Source organism: Erythrobacter sp. YT30, assembly GCF_001542875.1.
Taxonomy (GTDB): domain Bacteria; phylum Pseudomonadota; class Alphaproteobacteria; order Sphingomonadales; family Sphingomonadaceae; genus Erythrobacter.
Genome location: NZ_LMAF01000001.1, coordinates 640511 through 664325, shown reverse-complemented (window position 1 = coordinate 664325; position 23815 = coordinate 640511). Strand labels below are relative to the sequence as shown.

At 57.9% G+C, this 23815-nt stretch carries 23 protein-coding genes; 15 read left to right on the top strand and 8 right to left on the bottom strand.

The window, feature by feature from the left end:
• Window positions 1–14: 14 nt before the first annotated feature.
• Complete coding sequence (locus AUC45_RS03140; protein WP_233998511.1) at window positions 15–1043, top strand: C13 family peptidase; 1029 nt, start codon at window positions 15–17, stop codon at window positions 1041–1043.
• Here the strand turns inward: AUC45_RS03140 and AUC45_RS15460 are convergent, their stop codons facing one another.
• Window positions 1044–2624 (bottom strand): esterase-like activity of phytase family protein, encoded by a 1581-nt coding sequence (locus tag AUC45_RS15460; RefSeq protein WP_197409493.1) that lies wholly within the window; start codon window positions 2622–2624, stop codon window positions 1044–1046.
• 132 nt (window positions 2625–2756) lie between these two features.
• Between AUC45_RS15460 and AUC45_RS03130 the strand changes: the two genes are divergently transcribed.
• The 3 genes from AUC45_RS03130 (at window position 2757) to creD (ending at window position 6429) form a co-directional block, all read left to right on the top strand.
• On the top strand, window positions 2757–3155 hold the full coding sequence (locus AUC45_RS03130; protein WP_067597973.1) for a BlaI/MecI/CopY family transcriptional regulator: 399 nt from the start codon (window positions 2757–2759) through the stop codon (window positions 3153–3155).
• Entirely contained in the window at window positions 3152–4846 is a 1695-nt protein-coding gene (locus tag AUC45_RS03125; RefSeq protein WP_067597970.1) for a M56 family metallopeptidase, read from the top strand. Before AUC45_RS03130 ends, AUC45_RS03125 begins: the two co-directional genes overlap by 4 nt.
• 182 nt (window positions 4847–5028) lie before the next feature.
• The gene (gene creD, locus AUC45_RS03120) at window positions 5029–6429 is read left to right on the top strand and encodes a cell envelope integrity protein CreD (RefSeq protein WP_067597967.1); all 1401 of its coding nucleotides are present in this window, start codon (window positions 5029–5031) and stop codon (window positions 6427–6429) included.
• A gap of 63 nt (window positions 6430–6492) precedes the next feature.
• On the opposite strand, the gene AUC45_RS03115 is transcribed toward creD, so the two are convergent.
• Together AUC45_RS03115 and AUC45_RS03110 are read right to left on the bottom strand one after the other, a co-directional pair.
• Window positions 6493–7026, bottom strand: a complete 534-nt coding sequence (locus tag AUC45_RS03115) for a hypothetical protein (protein ID WP_156423720.1) — start codon at window positions 7024–7026, stop codon at window positions 6493–6495.
• Window positions 6989–7855: a neutral zinc metallopeptidase gene (locus AUC45_RS03110; protein WP_067599005.1), complete on the bottom strand. Its 867-nt coding sequence runs from the start codon at window positions 7853–7855 to the stop codon at window positions 6989–6991. The genes AUC45_RS03115 and AUC45_RS03110 overlap by 38 nt, the downstream gene beginning before the upstream one ends.
• Before the next feature lie 108 nt (window positions 7856–7963).
• Here AUC45_RS03110 and AUC45_RS03105 point away from each other — a divergent pair, with 108 nt between their 5' ends.
• The 6 genes from AUC45_RS03105 (at window position 7964) to AUC45_RS03080 (ending at window position 13750) form a co-directional block, all read left to right on the top strand.
• Window positions 7964–8731, top strand: coding sequence for a 3-hydroxybutyrate dehydrogenase (locus AUC45_RS03105; RefSeq protein WP_067597961.1), 768 nt, complete (start codon window positions 7964–7966; stop codon window positions 8729–8731).
• The gene (locus AUC45_RS03100) at window positions 8728–10188 is read left to right on the top strand and encodes a M20/M25/M40 family metallo-hydrolase (protein ID WP_067597957.1); all 1461 of its coding nucleotides are present in this window, start codon (window positions 8728–8730) and stop codon (window positions 10186–10188) included. Before AUC45_RS03105 ends, AUC45_RS03100 begins: the two co-directional genes overlap by 4 nt.
• Window positions 10189–10281: 93 nt before the next feature.
• Window positions 10282–11736 (top strand): IMP dehydrogenase, encoded by a 1455-nt coding sequence (guaB, locus tag AUC45_RS03095; protein ID WP_067597954.1) that lies wholly within the window; start codon window positions 10282–10284, stop codon window positions 11734–11736.
• Window positions 11737–11760: 24 nt separating this feature from the next.
• Window positions 11761–12018 (top strand): hypothetical protein, encoded by a 258-nt coding sequence (locus AUC45_RS03090; RefSeq protein WP_067597952.1) that lies wholly within the window; start codon window positions 11761–11763, stop codon window positions 12016–12018.
• On the top strand, window positions 12015–13193 hold the full coding sequence (locus AUC45_RS03085; RefSeq protein WP_067597949.1) for an RsmB/NOP family class I SAM-dependent RNA methyltransferase: 1179 nt from the start codon (window positions 12015–12017) through the stop codon (window positions 13191–13193). The genes AUC45_RS03090 and AUC45_RS03085 overlap by 4 nt, the downstream gene beginning before the upstream one ends.
• 62 nt (window positions 13194–13255) lie before the next feature.
• On the top strand, window positions 13256–13750 hold the full coding sequence (locus AUC45_RS03080; RefSeq protein ID WP_233998510.1) for a lipopolysaccharide assembly protein LapB: 495 nt from the start codon (window positions 13256–13258) through the stop codon (window positions 13748–13750).
• Between the two features lie 18 nt (window positions 13751–13768).
• Here AUC45_RS03080 and AUC45_RS03075 read toward each other — a convergent pair whose 3' ends face one another.
• Window positions 13769–14254: an RNA pyrophosphohydrolase gene (locus AUC45_RS03075; protein WP_067597943.1), complete on the bottom strand. Its 486-nt coding sequence runs from the start codon at window positions 14252–14254 to the stop codon at window positions 13769–13771.
• Window positions 14251–15198 (bottom strand): alpha/beta hydrolase, encoded by a 948-nt coding sequence (locus AUC45_RS03070; protein ID WP_067597940.1) that lies wholly within the window; start codon window positions 15196–15198, stop codon window positions 14251–14253. Before AUC45_RS03070 ends, AUC45_RS03075 begins: the two co-directional genes overlap by 4 nt.
• An 81-nt stretch (window positions 15199–15279) precedes the next feature.
• Between AUC45_RS03070 and AUC45_RS03065 the strand changes: the two genes are divergently transcribed.
• The 3 genes from AUC45_RS03065 (at window position 15280) to AUC45_RS03055 (ending at window position 18939) form a co-directional block, all read left to right on the top strand.
• The gene (locus tag AUC45_RS03065) at window positions 15280–16266 is read left to right on the top strand and encodes a metal-dependent hydrolase (RefSeq protein WP_067597937.1); all 987 of its coding nucleotides are present in this window, start codon (window positions 15280–15282) and stop codon (window positions 16264–16266) included.
• A gap of 15 nt (window positions 16267–16281) precedes the next feature.
• Window positions 16282–17673 carry a deoxyribodipyrimidine photo-lyase gene (locus tag AUC45_RS03060; RefSeq protein WP_067597934.1) on the top strand — a complete coding sequence of 464 codons (1392 nt, stop codon included), beginning with the start codon at window positions 16282–16284 and terminating at the stop codon, window positions 17671–17673.
• A 69-nt stretch (window positions 17674–17742) separates the two neighbouring features.
• Window positions 17743–18939 carry a serine hydrolase gene (locus tag AUC45_RS03055; protein ID WP_067597931.1) on the top strand — a complete coding sequence of 399 codons (1197 nt, stop codon included), beginning with the start codon at window positions 17743–17745 and terminating at the stop codon, window positions 18937–18939.
• Window positions 18940–18959: 20 nt separating this feature from the next.
• Here the strand turns inward: AUC45_RS03055 and AUC45_RS03050 are convergent, their stop codons facing one another.
• The 3 genes from AUC45_RS03050 to purF form a co-directional block, all read right to left on the bottom strand.
• On the bottom strand, window positions 18960–19307 hold the full coding sequence (locus AUC45_RS03050) for a PilZ domain-containing protein (RefSeq protein WP_067597927.1): 348 nt from the start codon (window positions 19305–19307) through the stop codon (window positions 18960–18962).
• 141 nt (window positions 19308–19448) lie between these two features.
• Window positions 19449–20165, bottom strand: coding sequence for an SDR family oxidoreductase (locus tag AUC45_RS03045; RefSeq protein WP_067597924.1), 717 nt, complete (start codon window positions 20163–20165; stop codon window positions 19449–19451).
• On the bottom strand, window positions 20165–21664 hold the full coding sequence (purF, locus tag AUC45_RS03040) for an amidophosphoribosyltransferase (RefSeq protein ID WP_067597920.1): 1500 nt from the start codon (window positions 21662–21664) through the stop codon (window positions 20165–20167). Before purF ends, AUC45_RS03045 begins: the two co-directional genes overlap by 1 nt.
• A 219-nt stretch (window positions 21665–21883) precedes the next feature.
• On the opposite strand from purF, the gene AUC45_RS03030 reads away from it, so the two are divergent.
• Window positions 21884–23122 carry a lipoprotein-releasing ABC transporter permease subunit gene (locus tag AUC45_RS03030; RefSeq protein ID WP_067597913.1) on the top strand — a complete coding sequence of 413 codons (1239 nt, stop codon included), beginning with the start codon at window positions 21884–21886 and terminating at the stop codon, window positions 23120–23122.
• Window positions 23115–23795: an ABC transporter ATP-binding protein gene (locus tag AUC45_RS03025; protein WP_067597909.1), complete on the top strand. Its 681-nt coding sequence runs from the start codon at window positions 23115–23117 to the stop codon at window positions 23793–23795. Before AUC45_RS03030 ends, AUC45_RS03025 begins: the two co-directional genes overlap by 8 nt.
• Window positions 23796–23815 lie beyond the last annotated feature (20 nt).

Genomic DNA, 23815 nt, shown 5'->3' with positions numbered 1-23815 from the left:
AATAACTTGCGCTTTTGCGGCATTCGCTTCAGCCTGCAGCGATGATCAAAGGTGCATCCCTGGGCTTTGCGATAGCGGCTCTTCTTGCAAGCCCCGCCATCTCGCAATCCTTTTCAAAGGACGGGGAAGGGGGGCAAAACCCCAATCAGCCGCCAGCGCACACCACGCGGATCCCCGATCTCTCGATGGGAAACACGCGCGCTCAGAAGCAGAAGAGCTTTGAGCAGGCCCCCCAATTGCAGCGCGGATTTGATGCAAAGGATCTGCTTGAACAAAGGCGCCGATTGGATGCTGCAATGTCGGCCATCCGGCCGCAGCGGCCCGGCGTGGTGGATGCTTATGTGGTGACGGTCGCGCTCGACAGCGATCCGGTGTTTGCCCGCGAGGCGCGAGAGGCGGGACGGGTGCTTGCGCGCCGCTATGATGCAGACGGGCGCACGTTGACGCTGGCAGGCCCGGACGGCGTGCGTGACGATCTGCCGCGCGGGTCGATCGATACACTGCTCGTCACTCTCGCCGCGATCGCTGAAAAGATGGACCGGGAAGAAGACGTGCTGGTGATGTACACGACCAGCCACGGGCTGAAGCTGGGGCTGGCCTATCATTACGGCGATCAGGGGTTTGGCGTTCTAAGCCCGGCCAAGCTTTCGCAGGCTCTTAAAGACCTCGGCATAGAGCGGCGCATCCTCATCCTTTCGGCGTGCTATTCCGGTGTCTTCGTACCCGCACTTGCAAGCGATAACTCCGCGATCCTGACCGCTGCTGCAGACAATCGCACCTCGTTTGGCTGCCGTGCGGAGAATGACTGGACGTTTTACGGGGATGCGATGATCAATCATGCGCTGCGAAAGCCTCAACCTTTGCAAGCAGCGGCCAACGAAGCGGCGCGGACGGTTGCGGAGTGGGAAATAGGCCAGCGCCTGCTTGCATCGCTGCCGCAGACGCGCATTGGGCGAGATGTTGAACAATGGCTGCCTGCGCTTGAAGCTCGCATGCCGCAAACAGCAAGCGCACCCGTGGGACGGCCTGCAGTAGGGGAATAACTACTGAGTGCGCGGCTCCAACCGGCGCACGTCGATAATTGTTACCGGCTCTGCAAGCATCTGCCCTTGCATCACGCCTTCGCCCTTTTCGGGATCGGTTGGGCTTGCATGAATGGCGGCGACCACATCCATCCCATCTGTGACATAGCCGAACACGGCATATCCGTTCTGCCAAACGGGATCATCGGATTGGGGATTAGCATCAAGTCCGGTCTGATCGCCGAGCATGATCGAAAAATCGCCGTTTGCCGTCCCGGGTTCTCCCATCGCCATCGATAGCGCGCCCACTGTATGCGATAGGCCGGTTTCGGTTGTGGGTTCATGCTGAATGCCCGGCAAAATGCGTTTTGGATCCCACTGCGTACCGCCCTGGATCAGGCCGTTGGGCTGATCTCCCCAATTGATGTGCATCGCGCGGTAAAAGACCGTGCCGTCAAAGCGATCTTCATCGGCATAGCGCAAGAAGTTCGCAGCGGTGATCGGCGCGCGCTCTGTTTCGAGCGCGACGGTAATGTCGCCCATGCTGGTTTCGAGGATGACTTTGGTCGTCTCATACGTGCCGTCGGGTTCAGGCGCATTAGCGACAGGGGGAGGGGGCGGGTTTTCCTGCCTAATCTCGAACTTCATGATGAGCGTGTTCTGACACCCATCACGATCTTTCTCGAAGCAATTGTTAAAGTTATCGTCCGAGGCGAGATAGAGATAGCGGCGGCCATTGTGCTCGCGGACCGCGAGGCCTTCGAAATTGTCGAGGGTGAGCGGTGCGTCGAAGATGGCGAGAGTGGTCGTTTCTTCGCCATTCACAGAGACGATTGCGGCGCGGTTGCCGTAGCCAGACAAATAGCTTCGAAAGAGGATGTAGCATGTTCCATTTTCTGCGCATGACGCATCAACGGGCGCACCGCCATGCTCTGCTAAAAGTGATGGAACTGTGAGTGTGTTGGGAAGCGACCAGCTACTTCCCGCAAAGATGCATTGCGCCTGGTCTCCATCGGTCCATTCACCGCAGGCAAGAAGGCCGTGTATCGAATAGGTTAGCGTTTCGAGGCCGCCATTGGGCTCGGCATCTTCCAATAAATCAGTTGCTTTCGTGTCGTGGACCGAGGCGGCGCCGTCCAGCGTTTCATATCGCCAAATGCGGTGATCACGCTCAAACGCGACCAACCAGCCGCCATCGGGATCTCGGGTGATCGCTTCGGCATCAGCGAGCTCTTTCTTCTTGAGCTCCTTGCCGTCCAGATCGCGCAGCGTTCCCATGTCCATCGAGGTAAGGTCAACCAGCTGAGCGCCCGCTTCATCAGGCACAATCCGCATCCAGCGGCCATCATCGCTCACCGTCCAAAGCGCGCCGTCATGCCATTCGAGGGAGGATATGCCCCCAATTGTGTGTTCGCCCGGTCTGATCTTGACCCCGCCTTTGTAGATCAGTTCGCCAACCTCTTTGATCTCCGGATCCTCGGCATTGAGATCAACGGCCAGCGTCTCAGGCCAGATGTCTTCCTGCGCAAATGCATGCTGGGAAGCACCCAATGCGAGACCCGTAAGTGTGAAAACGGCCAACTGGGCGAAGGAGCGGTTCATCCATGTCATTCGTGCTTTGATATAGGTCGTTCGTCGAAGAGCAAGCCGTTCAGCATGTTGTTCATCCTAGCGAAATGTTTACAGACGTAGTCGTTGTGACTACAGGCGTAATCGGTCAGGTGGAGGGTGTCTGTGTCGTCAACCAATTCCAATTCCGGCAATTCCCCAGAACGCATCAGCGAGGCGGAGCTTGCCGTTATGGAAGTGCTGTGGGCCAATGGCACCACCAGCGCTTCTGACGTGTGCGATGCCGTGTGCGAACAGCGCGGGTGGAGCCTTCCTACAGTCAAGACATTGCTATCCCGGCTCGTCCAGAAACAGGCGATTGCCGCAAAACCCGATGGCCGCCGTTATCTCTACACCGCGATGATTGCGCGAGAGGATTATGTCGGCGGCGAATCCAAACGTCTGGTCGATCGCTTGTTCGGCGGCAAGGCCGCTTCCCTTGTCGCACATCTGGCCGAGACCGAAGCGCTAACCGAGGATGATCTGAAAGAGATTGAAGCCCTTTTGAAGGAGCTGAAGCAATGACGGACTGGTTTGTTGATACGCTTATCTGGACTGGTGTTCTTATCGCTCTGGTCCTCATCCTTCGTCGTCCGGTTGCGCGGGCATTTGGTCCGCAAATGGCCTATGCCTTGTGGGCGCTTCCCATGTTGCGCCTGCTCTTGCCGCCCATTCAATTGCCAGCATCTTTTGCGCCCCAGGAAGCTGCCGACCCCGGCCTTTCTGCAAACGATCAAAGCGCTGCCCTGTTAGCGTTAGACAATGAAGCTCGATCCTCCGCTCCAGTTGCGACAACAGATGGATTTGCGGGATCGACAGCGGCAGCGTCTGAACAGGCATCACTGATTACCCCGATCGCAAATATAGACAGTTCCATGCTTGTCTCGATTGTGTTCGCAGTGTGGCTGATCGGCGCTGCCGCTTTCCTTTATTCCCGGTTTTCGGCCTATTTCAGGCTGCGTGCAGATCTGCTCAAAGGCGCGCGCGAAGTGGGCCGCGAGGGAGCCATCCGCTTTATCGAAACACCGGGAACGGACGGACCGCTCGCCTTTGGTGTTCGCAACAAGGTTATCGCGCTACCGCAAGGTTTCATGGCACAGCCTGATCGCAAAGCGCGCGATCTCGCGCTTGCGCATGAACTGGCGCACCATCGCGGGCACGATCTTGCGATCAATATGGCGGTCCAGCCGCTGTTCGCGATGCACTGGTTCAATCCGCTCGGGCGGTATGGCTGGCTTGCTATGAGGCGCGATCAGGAAGCGGCCTGCGATGCCCGTGTCATTGCAGCTGAACCACTCGAAACGCGCGCACAATATGCGACCGTCATCGCCAGCTTTGCCGCTGGCCCGAATGTCGCGCTTGCAGCGCCCATGGCGTGCCCTGTGTTGGGCGATAAATCGATAATCCACCGGCTAAGGAGCCTGAATATGAACGATACCTCCAAAACCCGCCGCATTGCCGGACGTTGCATGCTCGGGGCAGCCGCGCTCGCTTTGCCGCTTACCGCTTCGATCAGCTATGCTGAAAGCCAGACAGAGGCTCCGCCCGCACCCCCGGCGGCACCTGCTCCAGCCCCTGCGCCTGTGCCGCCTTCGGTGGATATCCCTGCGCCGCCTGCACCACCTGCACCGCCCGTTCCGGATGCTGCGCCCGTGCCTCCAGCACCTCCGGCAGCGGCTGCGACAATTGTCACTGTCGATCCAGACACGGGCAAGAAGCGCAAGATCAAGGTCGATAAGACCAAGGAAGTGTCGGTTATTGTCAAATCTGACGAGAAGGGCGTCGAGAAACGCGAGTACAAAAAGAAGACCTGGACCGACAAGAAATCCAAGAAGCTGAGCATGGAAGAGCGTGAAGAGATGCTTGCTGAGCTTCGCAAGGAATTGGCTGAGGCTAACCGCGAGCTTGAGGAGCTTCCGCAAAGGCTTGAAATGGAAATGGCCGAGATCGGAGAAGTAAGGGGTGGACCAACGCGCACCCTTGTCAAAATGGAATGCGATGCGACAACCGATGATGTCGCGACAACCACCACCGATGAAAACGGCGTCACCGTAACGAAGATCTGCCAGAAGCGGGTCATGGTGCACGCGCTGACGGGTCTTAAAGAAGCGCGCAAAGCCATTTCCATGAACGAAGAAATCGATGCAAAGACCCGCAAGGACATCGTCAAGGAACTCGATCAGCAGATCAAGGAATGGGAGAAGTCCACCAGCTGATCTGCCTTAACTGAACCCGGCGCGCCCCATTTCTGCGAACCCCCCAAGGGTATCAATTGCGCGCCGACTGGAGGGAGCGTTGGACAGCACGATGTCCTCGCTCCCTTCTTTTTGAAGGGGTTCACATTCAATTCAGTTCATCGCTCTCAAAGCACGTTTCGTCTCAGTTATAGGAGGACGAGATGGTACGAAAAGAGCGAAGTCCGGGTGTGAAACTGCTGCTGGCAGGATTGGTGGGGCTCGCGCTCATCATCCCATTGGCGATGGTCTATATGCTGGTGAGCGACCGCCAGCATCAGGCCCGGATTGCGCAGAATTCGATCGAAGCAGGCTGGGCAGGATCGCAGACGATTGCTGGCCCGATGCTGGTGGTGCCGTACACCACCACCACGCAGTCCACAGAGGAAGTAAACGGCAAAACGGTAACGCGCAGCTACCAGACCCGCCGGAACCTTTTCATCGCCGCGCAAAGCCAGAGCATTTCGACCAATGTTGATCCTGAAAAGCGATCACGCGGGGCGATTTACGAAACAATCGTCTATGATGCCCAGATGGCGGGAGAGGCGCAGTTTGCGCTGCCGGGCGATCTCGATAAGCTCGGCATTGAGCCTGATGAGCTGCTTCTCGATGAAGCGTTTATCCAGCTTTCGGTGAGCGATCCAAAGGGCCTGCAAACTGATGCCAGATTGTCTGTGGATGGTGAAGCCATCGAACTCAACCCCGGACTTGGCCCCGATAGTACGGGCAGCGGAGTTCATGCATTCTTCGATTGGACCGGGGCAGAGCCGATTGCGCTCGATTTCGGCTATTCGCTGCGCGGCTCGACCAATCTGAGCTTTGTCCCGCGCGGGCAGGCGACCGAATGGAGCGTTACCTCCTCATGGCCGCATCCCAGCTTTTCCGGCGGATTTCTGCCCGGTGATGAGGACAAGGAAGTGAGCGCGGATGGGTTCAAAGCCAAATGGTCGATTTCCAACTTGGCTCTCGGTCAGTCTTTGGTCACCATCGGCCAGCCAGATATGCCGAGCGGTGAGACGTATTACGATGACGGTTTTGGCGGGCGGATGCCGGCTCCGGGTTCCGACAGCATTGCGGCGATTGGCTTTATGGAACCGGTGGATCTCTACAAACAGGTGGAGCGTGCGCTCAAATACGGGTTCCTGTTCATCGGCTTTACTTTCCTTGCTTTCCTGATGTTTGATGTGGTTGCTGGCGCTCGCGTTGCATCGGCTGAGTATCTGCTGACGGGGGCGGGGTTGATCCTGTTCTTCGTGATGTTGCTCGCCTTTGCTGAATTGATCGGTTTCGCGGCTGCCTACACCGTATCAAGCGGCGCGATCATTGGCCTGCTGACGACATACAGCGCAGCGGTGTTGAAAAGCTGGAAGCGTGCCGGGCTAATCGGCGGGATGCTGTTGGGTCTTTATGCAGTCCTCTACGTGCTGCTCAACCTTGAAGCATGGTCGCTTGTGATCGGTTCGGTGATGCTGTTCGCAGCTCTAGCAGGGGTCATGTACGCAACCCGCAACATCGACTGGACGCAGGTGCGCGTGACGAAACAGGATGAGGAGGTTGAGGCCTGATCGGCTCTCACTTCACACGCAAACAAGGGGCCGGGGGATGGATCGCCATCTCCCGGCTTTTTCTTATTCCTCGGTTTCGGCTTCCTGGATTTTGGGGCGCGCCGGATAATCGCAACCGCGCGATTGGCCGAGACCTTTTAGGTATCCGCGCCGCACCATTCCCGCGATCACGGCTGCGCGCATCTTGCGCTCATCGCCGGCGGCACCTGATATTTCGCGCACCACGCCGCGAAACGGGATGATGGAGCCGACGACGCTTTTTGCCGCGCCCTTCATGTCGAGGCCCGTATCGGCAGCGCCGGCAATGTCGTAATCCTCGCCCAGAACGGTGTCGAGTTTGGCCACTTCTGCGACGATCGAATTGCAGGTTGCAAATCCTTCGGACGCATAGGGATCTTTTGCAGCTTCTACCAAGGCTTCGGGGATTTCGTCTGATGACAGGCCAATATCCTCTAGCGGGGTTTCCGCCACATCTTTCACATCGTCGCCATCGACATCCTGTGATGCCGCAGGTGAAGCAAGGCCGATGGAACTCGCGACAAGCGCCAGAACAACAGCTTTAGTTGAAGTCGAAATATGCATCGCACGCTGTAACATCGGCGCTCCTTAGTCCGCGCTGCAACGCCTCGCGGCGCTGCTGGCTGGTTCCGTGGGTGAATCCTTCAGGGTTGATGCGCTGGCCTGCATTGCGTTGCAGCGTGTCATCGCCAATCGCGCTGGCTGCTGCCATGCCTTCCTGCATGTCTCCCGGTTCGATCTTGTCTCTGTTCAATCCTGCCCAGACGCCCGCATAGCAATCGGCCTGCAATTCCATGCGTACTTGCAGCTGGTTCGCCGCGCGCGGATTTTGCCGCTGTGCGCTGCGCACCTGATCGGCCAGTCCTCGCATGTTTTGAATATGGTGTCCGTATTCGTGAGCGATGACATAAAGACGCGCAAAATCTCCGCGCGTTCCCGACATCTGCGCCAGTTGATCGTAGAATGAGGTGTCAATGTAAATGCCGAGATCGGCCGGGCAGTAGAACGGGCCAGAGGCGGACGTCGCACCCCCGCATCCTTGCGTCATGACCCTGCCATCGCGGAACAGATCGAGTGTCGGCTGTTCAAACCGAACATTGGAGCGCGCGAAGATCGGCTCCCACGTCCCATTGAGGCTGGTGAGCGCCGCGCATGCTTCCGTGGCGTATGGCCCCATATTGCAGACCTGTTCTTCGGTCATATCGTTGCTGGAGCCCGCTGGCGCAGTCTGCTGCTGCACGCCTTCGACCATGCCGATTGTCTGCATCGGATCAACGCCAAAAACCAATGCTGCGATAATGGCAATGACAATCGTGCCGCATCCAACACCGCCCGCACGCCGAACGCCTCTTCCGCCGCTGCTCGATCGCACCTTGATCTTGGAGGTATCAAACGGATTCAATCGCATGCAGCGTTCCCCTCTTCTTTGCAGCCCGCGCGCGACGAATACACTGGACACGCGCGCAGGTTCCAAGCAATTGACGCAAATCCATGGAACACATGAGAAAGGTTGGCAATGCCGGAAACTGGGCTGCTTGAAGGCAAACGGGCTTTGATAACGGGTTCGACGTCGGGGATTGGCCTCGCCATGGCCAAGGCTTTGCAAGCCGAAGGTGCCTCTGTGATCCTCAACGGTTTGGGCGATGCCGATGAAATCGCAGCGCTTCAGAAAGAGTTGGGCGCGGATTACAATGGCGCGAACCTGCTCGATCCTGCAGCCATCGAAGCGATGATGGAGGAGATCGGCCCCCTCGACATTCTAATTAACAATGCAGGCATGCAGCATGTCAGCCCGGTTGAGGATTTCCCGACCGAGAAATGGGATGCTGTGATTGCGCTAAACCTGTCGGCCGTATTCCACACCACGCGCTGCGCCGTTCCAGCGATGAAAGAGAAGGGGTGGGGCCGCATAATCAACACAGCCTCTGCCCACTCGATCACGGCTTCTCCCTTCAAGAGCGCTTACAACGCTTCCAAACATGCCGTGGCTGGATTTACCAAAACCATTGCGCTTGAGCTTGCACAGTCAGGCGTAACCGCGAATTGCATTTCGCCTGGATATGTCTGGACACCGCTGATCGAAGGGCAAATCCCCGACACGATGAAAGCGCGCGGGCTAAGCCGGGAAGAAGTCATCAACGATGTCCTGCTGGCCAAACAGCCGACCAAGAAGTTCGTCCAGCCTCATGAAGTGGGCGCGCTTGCCGTGTTCCTGTGCCGCGAGGAAGCGGGTAACGTGACAGGCGCGAACTGGAGCATTGATGGGGGCTGGACCGCCGAATGAACCGGGCGTTCTGGGTACTTTGTGCAAGCGCGCTTCTATCTGCGTGCGGGAGCAAACCGCTCGCCTCTGCCTCCGTGGCGGAGCGCGAGCTGATTGCGAGCGCGATGATGCGCGATATCGAAGTGCTCGCGAGCGATGAATTCGGCGGGCGCAAGCCGGGTACCTTGGGCGAAGAACGCACCGTCGCCTACATCACACAGCGCATGGGCGAGGTGGGTCTTGTATCCGGCACCAATGATCCAGGCAGCGAATGGCGCGCGCCGGTTTCCCTTATCAGCACAAAACCCTTTACCAGCGTAGTTGGCCTACGCGTCGGGCGGCGCTCCATTGTCTTTGAGGAAGAGGCAGCCGTCGCATTTACCTCGCCTCGCCGCGCTTTGGTTGAACGGGGTGAAACCGTGTTTGTCGGCAGGCTGGGCGCCGAAGTGCCTGATGATGTTGTCGCTGGCAAAGTCGTCTTGATGTTGGGCGAACCGGGCGAAAGCCCGCGCCGCCGAACCGAGCTGTTCGCCAAAGGGCCAGCGGCCATCATCACCGTGGTCCAGAACGAAGCTGAAATTGCAGGGCTGAGAACAGCTTTCGGCACCGAACGCATCCTGCTCGCCAGCGAAGAACCCCTTGATCTGAGCGCTTTTGCGACAGAGGAAGCCGTTATCAGGGCGCTTGGGCAGCTAAGCTGGGATCGCCTTGTCGAGGCTGCTGGCAGAGACGATTTCGAGCCGCAAACGATGAAAGCGCTCGCAACGGTCGAGGCAACTTCGGACCGGCGCGAGTTCACCAGCTACAACGTCATCGGCAAACTCGGAGGCGCCGTGCCAGACAGCGGCGCTGTGATGATGATGGCGCATTGGGATCATTTGGGCGAATGCGGCCCGCCAGATGCAGCGGATCGCATCTGCAATGGTGCGGTTGATAATGCTAGCGGGGTGGCCGCCATGCTCGAAGTGTCTCGCCGCCTTGCCAATCGCGGCCCTCACGATCGAGATGTCTACGTCGTCGCTACCAGCGCGGAAGAAGCGGGCCTGTTGGGCGCCAAGGCATTTATCGAGCAGCCGCCTTTTCCTCTCGAAACAATCAAGGCCGTTTTCAATTTCGACACAGTTGCCATCGCCCCAGAAGGAAGTCCGGTGGGCTTTATCGGGGAAGGGCGCACTGCGCTCGATAGCACTATCAAGACTGTTCTGGCTGAGGCCAATCGTGAGCTCGGTGATAGCGAATTCGCCAACTCATTCGTTCAACGTCAGGATGGCTGGGCTTTCCTGAGTGAAGGCGTGCCAGCCGTGTTCCTCTCGACCGCATTCGGATCGCGCGAAGTGATCGCGCCCTTTCTCGACAGCGACTATCACGCGGCCTCGGATGACGTCGACACAATCGAATTGGGCGGGGCGATTGACGATGTTTTGCTGCACGAAGAACTCGTGCGCCGTTTCGCCGACACTGAAACTTATCAACCCTAGGCTGACCTAGAGCGTTGCAGGACGGGGCTGTGCCTCGTAAGCGGACGTGCACGATTCGTCTCTCGCATTCTTTGCTTAGAAAGCCCCGTGCACATGGAAATCCCTCTCGGCCTTACCTTTGATGATGTTCTGCTCCGCCCGGCAGAAAGCAATGTGCTGCCTTCAATGGCGGACACACGGACAAAGCTGACGCGGGAGATCGCTCTCAACATTCCGGTGCTTTCATCCGCGATGGACACCGTGACTGAAGCTGACATGGCGATTGCCATGGCGCAGTTGGGCGGGATTGGCGTGCTTCATCGCAATCTCGAAGTGCCCGATCAATGCGCGGCGGTGCGGGCGGTGAAACGCTATGAAAGCGGGATGGTCGTCAATCCCATCACGATCAGTCCCGATGCGCAGCTGGGCGAAGCACAGGCGATCATGGACCAGAACCGTATCAGCGGCATCCCGGTCGTCGATAACAATGGCAAACTGGTCGGCATCCTTACAAATCGCGATGTTCGATTTACCGAGAACCCATTGCAGCCTGTGCGTGAGTTAATGACGACAGAGAACCTCGCCACGGTCCCGCTTGGCACAAGTCAGGAAGACGCGCGCCGGCTGCTCCACCAACGCCGGATTGAAAAGCTGCTGGTGGTTGATGACGATTACAAATGCATCGGCCTCATAACGGTCAAAGACATCGAAAAGGCGGTGACTTACCCGAACGCGACCAAGGATGAAGCCGGGCGCTTGCGGGTGGCCGCTGCGACCACGGTGGGCGATAACGGATTTGCTCGGACCGAAGCCTTGATCGAGGCGGAAGTTGACGTGGTCGTGATCGACACCGCGCATGGCCATAACAAGGACGTAGCAAAGGCCGTGGAGCGCGCGAAAAAGCTCTCCAATTCAGTGCAGGTGATTGCGGGCAATGTCGCGACCGCCGAGGCGACCCGCGCGCTGATTGATGCAGGCGCAGATGCGATCAAGGTGGGCATTGGCCCAGGCTCAATCTGTACGACGCGCGTTGTCGCTGGCGTTGGTGTACCGCAACTCACTGCCGTCATGGAAAGCGCTGAAGAAGCTGCAAAATCGGGTGTGCCCGTCATTGCAGATGGCGGCCTTCGCACATCGGGCGATGCGGCAAAGGCTCTGGCCGCTGGCGCATCCTCTGTCATGGTCGGTTCGATGCTTGCAGGCACCACAGAAAGTCCTGGCGAAGTGTTCCTGTATCAGGGGCGTTCTTACAAGGCCTATCGCGGCATGGGCAGCGTTGGCGCGATGGCGCGCGGAAGCGCTGATCGGTACTTCCAGCAGGACGTGTCGGCATTGAAACTCGTGCCCGAAGGAATCGAGGGTCAAGTGCCGTTCAAAGGGCCTGCTGCTGACGTAATCCACCAGCTTGTTGGCGGGGTGAAAGCCGCAATGGGCTATACCGGATCATCGACAATCGCCGATCTGCAGCAGCGCGCAAAGTTCGTCCGCATCACCAATGCCGGCCTTTCGGAAAGCCACGTTCACGATGTCGCGATCACGCGCGAGGCTCCGAATTATCCCACGCGATAGTATCCCACGCGATAGGAGGCTGTCATGGTCGAAATCATCCCATTCATCGTAGTCATGCTCGGCTGGCTGCCTGACAGCCCAGGCGAATTCAGCATCGAACGTCCGGAAATCGTTTTTGAAAGCCGAGAGGCTTGCGAAGTAGTTGGTGCCAAAATGGCCGCGCGCATGACGCAGATGGCTGAAACTCAGAGCGGAGCACAATACGAGCACCGATGCTTCGCAGTGCCGAGCAAGGAAGAATTCGAAGCAATGTTCAAGCAAATGGAAGAAAGCCGTAAGTGACACCCGCTGCGCGCGTTCAGGCTGCGATTGAGCTGCTCGATCAGATCATTGAAGCGGCAAAATCAAAGGGCGCGCCTGCTGATCGCTTGATTGCCGACTATTTCCGAGCGCGCCGTTACGCCGGGTCCAAGGATCGCCGGGCCGTGCGCGAGCTTGTTTACCAGGCTATCCGTCTGTGCGGCCCGGTGCCCGAAACGGGTCGTGCTGCGATGCTGTCGCTGGCGGAAACGGACGAAGCGCTTCCAGCTCTATTCGATGGATCATCCTATGGCCCCGCAGCCATTGATGAGAATGAACAAGCAGCCAAGACAGGCCTCGCTCCGCAATGGCTCACCGAAGCGCTCGCAAAGTCGGATATGAAGGGCGAAGCGGCTCAGGCGCTGCTTGATCGCGCTCCGCTTGATGTTCGCGTCAATGCATTCAAGGCAGACCGCGCGCAGATCGAACTGCCGGAAAAAGGCGAACCGATCGCCGCGCCGCAAGCTTTGCGTTTTCCATTCGGCACACAGGTCGAGCAGTGGGAAGCATATCGTTCTGGTGCAATCGAGATACAGGATCACGCAAGCCAGCTCGTATGCGAGGCTGTGCCCGCTGAAGCTGGAGATACTGTTCTCGACCTTTGCGCAGGAGCTGGAGGTAAGACCTTGGGCCTTGCAGCGCGGTTCGGCAATGCGATCAGCCTTATTGCAGCAGACACCGATAAACGCCGCCTCGGCAACCTGGCGCCGCGCGCAAAGAAGGCGGGTGCGGGCATTGACCACACAATTTTACTCAATCCGGGCAAAGAGATGGAAGCGCTCGGTCCTTGGTTGGGCAAAGTGGATCACGTGCTTGTCGATGCGCCTTGCTCAGGCTCTGGCACGTGGCGACGTAACCCGGAAAGCCGCTGGCGATTAGACCCTAAAGAGCTGGAACGCCTCACCAATCTACAGCGCCACGTGCTTGATATCGCTCGCCAATGTGTACGGCCAGGCGGAACAATTACATACGTCACGTGTTCTGTTCTTGATGCCGAGGGTGCAGAGCAGGTCACCGCCTTCCTCAGTGCGCATCCCGCCTGGAAAAGCGAGCCTGCAAACCTGCCAATTGGAGAAAACCGTGGAGAAGGGGCAAGGCTTGATCCGTTTCACCACGATACAGACGGGTTTTTTATCGCCATTTTGCAAAGCCCGTGATAGCCATTCGTGTTATGGATGATGTGTCGCCATCCAGACTTGCTGACCTTAAGGAGCTTTTTATGCGTTTCGCGCCCGCTGCAGCCGCTTTGTCTCTCTTTCTCGCTACAACTGCGAGTGTGACAGTTGCGCAAAGCGGGGAGCCCGATCCGCGCGCCGTCTCCTTGGTCGCACAGGGGCAAGCTGCGCTGAAAGCAGGCGATACGCAGGCCGCAATCGATGCTTACGAAGCGGCACTGGCGGTCGATCCTGGTTACACTGGCATTTTCCTCGAATTGGCGGAAGCTGCGCGGCAAGATGGGCTTCAGGGTAAAGCGATCCGGTATTATCGCGAAGCTTTGGAGCGGGAACCCGGTAATTTCGCCGCGATTTCAGGCGAGGGTGAAGCTCTGGTTGAAAAGGGCGCCGTTGAAAAAGCGAAGCGCAATCTTGCCCAGTTGCAAAGCCTTTGCGGTGACAGCTGCCCTGAAACGGTCGCCCTCCAAAGCACCATCGCAAAGGGTCCACCTGCGCGCCTCGCCGCTGAAACGAGCGAAGAGCAAACCGCAGCGAACTGATCATCGCTTCGGTGCGGATCAGATCAGTGGGCTGAATTCAGCCACCAGTTTCGCATAAACCTCGCGTTTGAACGGCACGATCAGTTCGGGCAGTTTGTGCGGCTCCACCCAGCGATATTCGCCAAACTCTGCAGGATTGTGAGCGTTGAGGTTGATATCTTCATCAGACCCCAAGAATCGGCCCAGGTACCACCATTGCTCCTGTCCGCGATACTTGCCCTTCCACACTTTACCGAGCAGGTCCGGCGGCAGATCATAACGCATCACTTCGCGTGAGGGCGCTATGATATCGACCATTTCGGACGTAACGCCGGTTTCTTCCTCCAGCTCTCGCAAGGCAGCGGTTTCTGGGTCTTCGCCCGGATCAATGCCGCCTTGTGGCATCTGCCATTTGCCATGCGCGCGCTTTTCAAGCCGCTGGCCGACAAAGACGAGGCTTTGCTGGTTAACCAACATGAAGCCTGCACAAGGGCGATAGGGAAGCGAATTGGGATCGATGCTCATGAACTGGTGCCCAGCATAAACTGCATCGCTCCGATCATGCGCTCGAGATCACCTTGTGCACTCGGCACAGCGCCGCGGATGTTGGTGAAGGAATGGGTGACACCCTTCATCTCCAGAAACACGAAATTCGCGCCGCTATCTGCAAGCGCCTTTGCATAGTCGCGCCCGGAATCGCGGATCGGATCAAGGCTGGCCGTGACCAGCACCGTGGGAGGAGCTGACGTGTGATCGCCAAGGATTGGAAAGCCGCGCGCATCTTTGCGGTCGGCTTTGTAAGCTACATCGAAGAACTCGACCGCCGCTTTGGTGAGGATGAAACCGTCGGCGAAGTCTTCAAGGCTGACGGAGCCTTCTGCCGGACTTGCGAGCGGGAAAATGGGCACTTGCAGCACGACCGGAACATCGGCCGGATTGTTCGCAAGCAGTTGGCTGACCGCAATGGTCGCCGTGCCGCCTGCGCTGTCGCCAATGGTGATGATCCCGGTTGCCTTGCGCCCCAGAGCGCCTGGTGAAGAAGCAATCCACCGCGTTGCCGCTTCGCAATCATTGATGGCTGCGGGGAAGGGTGCTTCGGGTGCGCGCCGGTAATCGACCGCGATCAGTGGCATGTCCATCAGAGCAGCGATTTCAGTGCACAGCGCATGGTGGGTTTCCAAATCACCGATGACAAATCCGCCGCCATGAAAGAACGTGATGATCGGCGAAGGTTCCCGGCTCTCGCGAGGATCGTAGAGGCGAAGCGGGATATCGCCTTCTGGTCCGGGGCAGGTGAGATCCTTGATCACCGCCAGTTCGCGCGCAGGCCTGTCGCTCATGGCATGAAGCGCCTGGTACGTCATCCGCGCTTCTTCGAGCGTCATATCGGCGATCTTCGGCCCGTTTGCCGCTGCCAGCGCATCGAGAAAAGCCTGCATGTCAGGCCGGATAAAAGGCGTGTCGGTCACTTACGCATTCTCCAATGTTTTGACGGGCCTATGCACCATCGGTAGGGCCCCGCAAATAACAAACGCAAATGAGAAGCGCCGATGGACAACCTCACGCACAGCCTTGTCGGCGCCTTGATGGGCCAGATGGGCCTCAAGAAAAAGACCGGGCTTGGCATGCCAGCGCTAATTATTGGCGCAAATATTCCCGATGTGGATGCTGCGTGCTTTTTCTGGCTGGAGGGGACAGAGCATCTGGGCTTTCGCCGCGGGATCACCCATGGCCCGCCAGCGATGGTGCTGTTGCCGCTGGTGCTGGCAGCGGGGTTGTGGTGGTTTGACCGCTGGCAGGCCGGACGTGGGAAACGGCCTGATGACCGGCTGCCGGTGAGCTTTAAATGGCTCTATATACTGAGTTTCCTTGCCTGCTTAAGTCACCCTATTTTCGATTGGTTCAACGTCTACGGCATCCGTTTCTGGGAGCCATTCGCGCCTAACTGGGCCTATGGCGACACGCTATTTATCATCGATGTGTGGCTGTGGGCGCTGTTTGGGCTCACAACATGGTGGTCGCTTCGGGCAGAAGGGCGCGGATCGAATTGGAAGCGGCCGGCTTGGATCGGAGCATTGGTCGGCGTCGTTTACATCGGCACCAACTTTGCCATTACCACCGTACGCGAGGTGGAAGATAGCGATGTCGCATTCCCTGGAAGGATTGTGATTGCTAGTCCTTCGCCTGTGTTCTCTTGGAAACGCGAGATGATAATCGGCGAGGCTGGCCGCTATACAATCAGCAGCCCAGTTCTCCCGCTGATATCAGCGCAGGAGCATGACGAGCACCATCAGAGCCGCACGGTACAAACAGTTGGCGAATGCCAGTTGGAGCCGGTCATCGCCGGGGCCACGGGCAATTCGCAGGCAGAAGCATTTCTTCGGTGGTCGCGGACACCTTTTGTTGAGCTAGCTGAGAATGGGGGCGTCATCCTATACGATGCCCGCTTTTACGATCCTCGCGCTCGCGACCGCTTCAGCATCGCACTACCCGATGTGCAATGCGTTCCGATCGAGGGGGAACTTCCCGAAGACTAGCGCGCTTCATCACACATGAGTGAAACCCAAATCGTCTGGCTGCGACGCGATCTGCGCATGGCCGACAATCCAGCCCTGTATCACGCCGCGCAAAAAGGCCCGGTGGTGCCTGTTTATGTGCTCGATGATGACGCGCCCGATCATCACAAAATGGGTGGCGCATCGCGGTGGTGGCTGCACCATTCGCTTGAGAGTCTTTCCAAAAGTTTCGGCCAACGCAATGCGAAGCTGATCCTGCGCCGCGGTGATGCGGTGGAGGAACTGACTAAAGTCGCCAACGCCACCGGCGCCAACACCGTCCACGCCAACCGCCATTACGAACCCTGGTGGCGAAAGGTGCAGGGCGCGCTCGCAGATGAACTTGAACTCGAGCTCTATGATGGCGTTTATCTCTTCCCGGCTGGTCACGTTACGACTGGCTCAGGCGATCCGTATAAAATCTACACGCCGTTCTATAAAGCGATGCGCGAGGAATTTCCGCCTCGCGACGTGTTGGGCGAGCCTGAAACGCTATCATCGCCCGAAAATTGGCCCGCCAGCAATGATCTCGCTGATTGGAACCTGCTTCCCACCAAACCGGATTGGTCTGGTGGGATTGCCGAATTCTGGGACGTGGGCGAAGACGCCGCGCATCGACGGCTCGAAGACTGGAAAGACGACGTGGGCGCTTACGAAGACAAGCGCAATTTCCCCGGTGTCGATAAAACCTCGCGCCTGTCTCCGCATCTGCATTTTGGCGAAATCTCGCCCGTCCAAATCTGGCATGAGCTGAAGCACAAACGCTCTGATGGCTGGCAAAGCTATGAAAGCGAACTGGTCTGGCGCGATTATGCAGCGAACGTGATCTGCCAATTCCCCGCCTACGCGAGCGAGAATTATCGCGGGGACTACGATGATCTCAAATGGCGTGATCCGTCAACCGACGAAGACGCCGCTGCAGATCTGGAAAAGTGGCAGAAAGGCGAAACGGGCTATCCGATTGTCGATGCAGGCATGCGCCAGCTTTGGAAGACCGGATGGATGCACAACCGGGTGCGCATGATCACCGCGAGCTTTCTCATCAAGCATCTGCTGATCGATTGGCGTGAGGGCGAGAAATGGTTCTGGGATTGCCTTGTCGATGCCGATTACGGATCGAACGCGGTCAATTGGCAATGGAATGCGGGGACGGGCGTCGATTCCAACATGTTCAGCCGCATCATGGCTCCGCTCACCCAGTCAGAGAAATTCGATAGCGCGGGTTACATCCGGGAATACGTGCCAGAACTTGCCGACCTCGATGAGCCTTACATCCACGATCCCGAAGAGCACGGCTGCCTGCCCGATGATTATCCGCCCAAGATGATCGCGCACAAGGAAGGCCGTGAGCGCGCGCTTGATGCGTATAAGCGGATGAAGGATGGCTAACGGGCTTTACCCCAAGCCTTGCTCCACTCTAGAGACAGGTCCCGAGATTAACGGACGGAGAGGTTTGGGATGAATTGGGCACGTATTGGCCTTTTTGCGGGATCTGCATTGGCACTGGCTGCGTGCGCGCCGACTTATCAGGGGGCGGACAGCGCTGCGACCGAGACGCCGCTGGCAGCGGTTGAGTTTAATGAGCCTCCCGCGCGGGACCCATCCGAACTCCAGGTGCTTTTCTGGGATGATGCCACCCGTTCCGCCCGCTTTCGCGATATGGAGAGCTGGTTTGCCGGCCATGAAATACCGGCTGCCACAACACCGCGCACGCTCCCTGAAGGAGAGCCATTAAGCGCGGATGTGCAGGCCGAAATCAGGAAGCTGATGGCGGACACCAATGCCGCTGGCGTCATGGTGCTTCAGGATGGCGAGGTGCGCTTTGAGGAATACGGGCTGGGTTTACGGAAAGAGGATCGCTGGACGAGCTTTTCCGTGGCAAAAAGCTTCACCTCAACCCTGCTCGGCGCAGCGATTGCTGATGGCTTTATCGGCGGACTTGAAGATCCCGTGACGCAGTACATTCCCGAACTCGCGGGATCATCATACGATGGCGTCACCGTCGGCCAGCTCGTGACAATGACAAGCGGCGTTGCCTGGAATGAAGACTACACCGACCCTGAAAGCGATGTTGCGCAGCTCAATACATATGTCGTCGAATACGGGCCGGACGCCATAGTTGAGCAAATGAAGCGGCTGGGCCGCGCCAATGAGCCGGGTGAGAAGTTCTCTTACTCAACAGGAGAGACCAATCTGATCGGGCTGCTGATCGAGAATGCCATTGGCCTCACCATGGCTGAATATGCTCAGACCAAGATTGTTGAACCTGCGGGTTTTGAAGGTGGCATGTTCTGGATGACCGATCCGCGCGGCGGCAATATCGGCGGCTGCTGCCTGTCGCTTCGGCTCGCAGATTATGCTCGCATGGGTCAATTCGCGCTTGAGGGCGGCGATGGTGTTGTGCCCAATGGATGGTTTGCCGATGCGGGCGCTCCCAAAGTCGAGTTCGGCGGTGGCTTCGGCTATGGCTATCAGTGGTGGACCTATCCCAGCGCGAATTACGGCGCTCAGGGAATTTTCGGGCAGGCGATCACCGTCATTCCGAGCACGAACACGGTGATCGCGATTGTAAGCAATTGGCCAACGGCAACCTCCGGCGATTACCGCTTGCAGGCAGGATCAATCGTTGCCAAGCTGGCGGTTCCGGCGAACTAGAGCACGCCGGCCCGTGCCGCTTAGATGGCTTTTCTGGGAGCGTTCAGATTGCTGTAGCGCTGCAGAATGTTGTCGTGCACGATTGGGCTCAAAAGCTCGGTAAACGCGCACCCAACGATGCAGTTATCCCACCACACAACCTCAGCCTGAAGCGATTCGAGGCCCGGCAGCGTCAGCCAGCACATCTGGCCTTCGTGCATGCGGTTGATCGAAGCAGCGGAAAAACCCGAGATCGACAGATCATGCACAACGCTTTGAAACGCGCGGCCGCCAGAGGCCCGCAGCGTGGCAGGAATCGTCAGCTTGGTACGCGGTGAACAGCGATCTTCTTGCGCTGCGAGTGCGTAGGTGTCTTTTTCAGTCGGCATGGCCCGATACTCTTGTCCAATTGGCTTTTGGTCTCTTCGCCCTTGGTCGAAATACCTAATCGGCCAAGTGCACCTTCCAACTCGTCACCGTGAATGGTTACTATCGGGTAAATTTTTGGAGCGGATTCCGGGGAATTGCGATCAACCGTCCACGCGTTCGCGATGACCCGTTTCGAAACCTTCGATGGCAAGGGCTGCGATTCGCTCTGCCACCACCTCTGGCGCCTTCACTGATTGCGGATCTTCGCCGGGATAAGCGCGCTCTCGCATCTGCGTGCGCGTGGCGCCGGGATCGATGATAGCGACTTTCAGCCGGGAGAGTTTTTCGACTTCCGCCGCATAGCTCTCCAGCAGGTTGTCGAATGCAGCCTTGGTTGAACCATAGGCTGACCAGAATGGGCGAGGCGATGCGCCCACGGAACTGGTGAGGCCGATTATCTTGCCGTTTTCAGCGCGGCGCATCAGCGGATCGAACGCTGCAAGTATCGCCTGAGTGGAAACCAGATTGGTCATCACGGCCTGTGTGAATTGCTTGGGATCGATCTGCGATACAGGTGTAAGCTCTGGCAGATAGGCGGCTGATAGTACGAGAATATCAAGCGTCTCCCAGCGTCCACCGATCGCGCTTGCAAGGCGGCTGACGGCATCGGGTTCGGTCAGATCAACTGGCGCGATCGTCGATGTGCCGCCCGCTTCGTGGATTGCATCTTCGATGACTTCCAGCGCTTTCACCTTGCGCGCCACCAGGATGACATGCGCGCCCTTTTCAGCAAGAGCTTTGGCCGTCGCCGCGCCAATTCCGCGGCTCGCACCGGTTACCAGGGCCGTTTGGCCCGACAGGGGTTTGTTTTCAGACATTACGCCGCTTTTGTATCGTCAAAAGGGAGCTCATCACCGCCTTGCTCTTTCAAGCGCAGATCGGTGAGAGATGTGGGATAATCGCCCGTGAAACAGGCATCGCAGAATTGTGGGCAGGCTTTGTCGCGTCCTTTAGCTCCGACAGCGCGATACAGCCCGTCGATCGAGATAAAGGCAAGGCTGTCAGCTTTGATGTATTCGCGCATCGGCCCAATCTGCATGCGCGCAGCGAGCAGTTTGTTGCGTTCAGGCGTGTCGACACCGTAGAAACAGGAATGCGCAGTGGGCGGGCTCGCAACACGGAAATGCACTTCCTTCGCGCCAGCTTCTCGCATCATTTCAACGATTTTGAGGCTGGTGGTGCCGCGCACAATCGAGTCGTCGATTAGAACAATGCGCTTGCCTTCCACCAGGGAGCGGTTGGCGTTGTGCTTGCGTTTGACGCCTGCGTGGCGCGCGCTGTCCGATGGCTGGATGAAAGTGCGCCCGACATAGTGCGAACGGATAATGCCCAGCTCAAATGGAAGACCTGATGCCTGCGCGTATCCAATCGCTGCCGGCACGCCGCTGTCGGGAACTGGCACGATGAGATCAGCCTCGCAGGGCGATTCTTTGGCAAGTTCGGCGCCAATGGCCTTGCGCGCTTCGTAAACGCTGTGTCCCGCAAAAAAGCTGTCAGGCCGGCTGAAATACACGTGCTCAAAAATGCACGGGCGCGCTGGGCTTTTGCCGAAGGGGTGGACGCTTTTGACTTCGCCATCGGTGCTGACCTGCAGCAATTCCCCTGGCTCAACCTCGCGGATGAATTCCGCGCCAACCACATCGAATGCAACGGTTTCCGAAGCAAAAACAACCGCATCGCCCATTTTGCCCATGACGAGGGGACGAATGCCCAGCGGATCGCGGCAGGCGATCATGCCTTCGGGTGTCATCACGATCAGCGCATACGCGCCCTCTACAAGGCGAAGCGCATCGACCAGCCGATCCGCAATCGTTGGATAGCGTGATGTTGCAACAAGGTGGATTATGACTTCGGTATCGGAGGTCGACTGGAAGATCGAACCTTTGCCCACCAGGTCTTTTCGCAGCATCTGCGCGTTCGAGATATTGCCATTGTGCGCCACGGCAAACCCCCCGCTCGCAAGCTCTGCATAGAGCGGTTGCACATTACGCAGGCCGCTACCCCCGGTGGTGGAATAACGCACATGGCCTGCCGCCATCGTACCGGGCAGTTCGGCGATTGCTTCGGCTGAAGAGAAGTTTTCCGCCACATGGCCAAGGCCGCGGCGTGAGAAGAATTCCTTCCCATCAAAACTGGTGATCCCAACCGCTTCCTGTCCGCGATGCTGAAGAGCGTGGAGGCCAAGTGCGGTTGCTGCAGAAGCGTCGGCTGCGTTGATCGCGCCAAAAACGCCGCATTCCTCGCGCAGCTTATCGCCGTCGAGGTCAAGCCAAGGGTGGGTCATATTGCCCGCGACGTCATTATCGATGTTAGGCATCACCAGGTGTCCGCTGCGCTGCTCCGGTGGGATGCGGCGTCAATGGCGATGTTACGGGATAATTACAAGGGAGACTCTCCCCATATAACCGAGTTTTTCCTTAGCGATTTTGCTGGGGTTCCATTTACGCACAGCAGCGCGCCGTTTGGCGATTGCGGGCAGGGGATGCTCCGCCTACAGCGGCCATTCATTTTGTCCATGTCACGCAACGCCTAGTCTATGCTCACTCCCTTCGAACTAATGATCGCCAAACGGTATTTATGGCCGGGCAAGGGCGAAGCGTTCATTGCGCTCGTCGCTGGAATATCCGTGGGCGTCGTGATGCTTTCGGTTGCGCTTCTTGTTGTTGTGATGAGCGTGATGAATGGCTTTCGCTCGGAAATGATTGATCGATTTGCAGGCGTGAATGGCCATGCCGTCGTGCAGGCGTTTGGTGGACGGCTCGACAATTGGGAAGGCGTGCTGGAAGAGGTTCGCTCAACCGATGGCGTGGTGAAAGCTTCCCCGCTGATCGAACAGCCCTTGCTCGCAAGCTTCAATGGCCGCGTGAACCAGATCTTTGTGCGCGGGCACACGGCTGAGGATATCAACGAGCTTGAATCCAATGTGATGCTAGGCACGATGGTGAGCCTTGAGCCGGGTGAGCAGCGTGTCGCTATTGGCACAAGGCTCGCCGCCAATCTGGGCGTCCGGGTGGGCGATACCATCACGATCATCAATCCGCAGGGGCGTTCAACGCCGTTCGGTACGTCGATCAGGCAAGTGCCTTACGAAGTGGGCGCCATTTTCGAGATTGGTCTTTATGATTTCGACGAAACTTTCGTCATCATGCCGATGGAAGATGCTCAAACCTTGCTCTTAATGGAAGGTCAGATTGGCCTGATTGAAGTGACGGTGACAGATCCGGACAATGCGGTTGAGATCTTGGAGCCTTTGCAGGCATCGCTAACGGGGCGCGCGCAGGTGGTGGATTGGAAAACCATCAACTCGACCATCTTCGAAGCGCTTGAAGTAGACCGCACTGTTTCCTTTTTCGTGCTGAGTTTCATGGTTCTGGTGGCGAGTTTTAATATCTTGTCGAGCTTGGTCATGCTGGTCCGCGCGAAAACGCGCGACATCGCGATCATGCGCACAATGGGGGCAACCCGGCGTTCTTTGCTCAAGATTTTTGTGACGACCGGTACTTCAATTGGAACTATCGGGACAATTGCAGGGCTGATCCTCGGTTTTGTTATTCTCTATTTCCGCAACGCAATCGCGGAATTTGTCGCATTCGTAAGCGGACAGCAGATCTGGGATCCAAAGGTACGCTTTCTGACCGAACTGCCGTCGCGGGTCGATCCTTGGGAGATCCTCGGCATCGTCGCGCTTTCGATGATCCTGAGTTTCCTTGCGACACTCTATCCCGCATTAAAAGCGGCCAACACCGATCCGGTGCAGGTGCTTCGCTATGAGTGATGCTGCACCTATCGCCAGCCTTCGCGGGCTTAAACGCACATTCGAGCAGGGCGGCCAGCGGATCGAAGTGCTGCGCGGCGTCGATCTCGACATCATGCCGGGTGAGATTGTCGCACTGCTTGGCCCGTCTGGTTCGGGCAAATCGACCATGTTGCAGGCTGTGGGCCTGCTAGAGGGCGGCTTTGAAGGGAGCATATGTATCGCGGGCGAGGCGGCCGAAATGATGCCGCCAGATCAGCGAACGCGGCTGCGGCGTGAGCATTTGGGTTTTGTCTATCAGTTCCATCACCTGTTGCCCGATTTCGATGCGAGCGAGAACGTTGTGATGCCGCAAATGATAGCTGGATCGACGCGCGATGCCGCGCAAGAACGCGCGCACAAACTGCTAACCAGTCTTGGCCTCGGCCACCGCCTGACGCACCGGCCAAGCCAGCTTTCAGGCGGAGAGCAGCAACGCGTCGCCGTCGCGCGAGCGCTTGCCAATCAGCCAACACTGGTTCTCGCCGATGAGCCTACGGGCAATTTGGACGAGCATACGTCTGATACCGTTCTAGGCCAATTCCTCGAACTGGTGCGCGGAGAAGGCAGCGCTGCACTGGTCGCAACGCACAACGAACGTCTCGCCGCGCGGATGGATCGCGTGGTGCGCCTGCATGAGGGTGTGCTCGAATAATCGCGCTGAACAATTGGGAG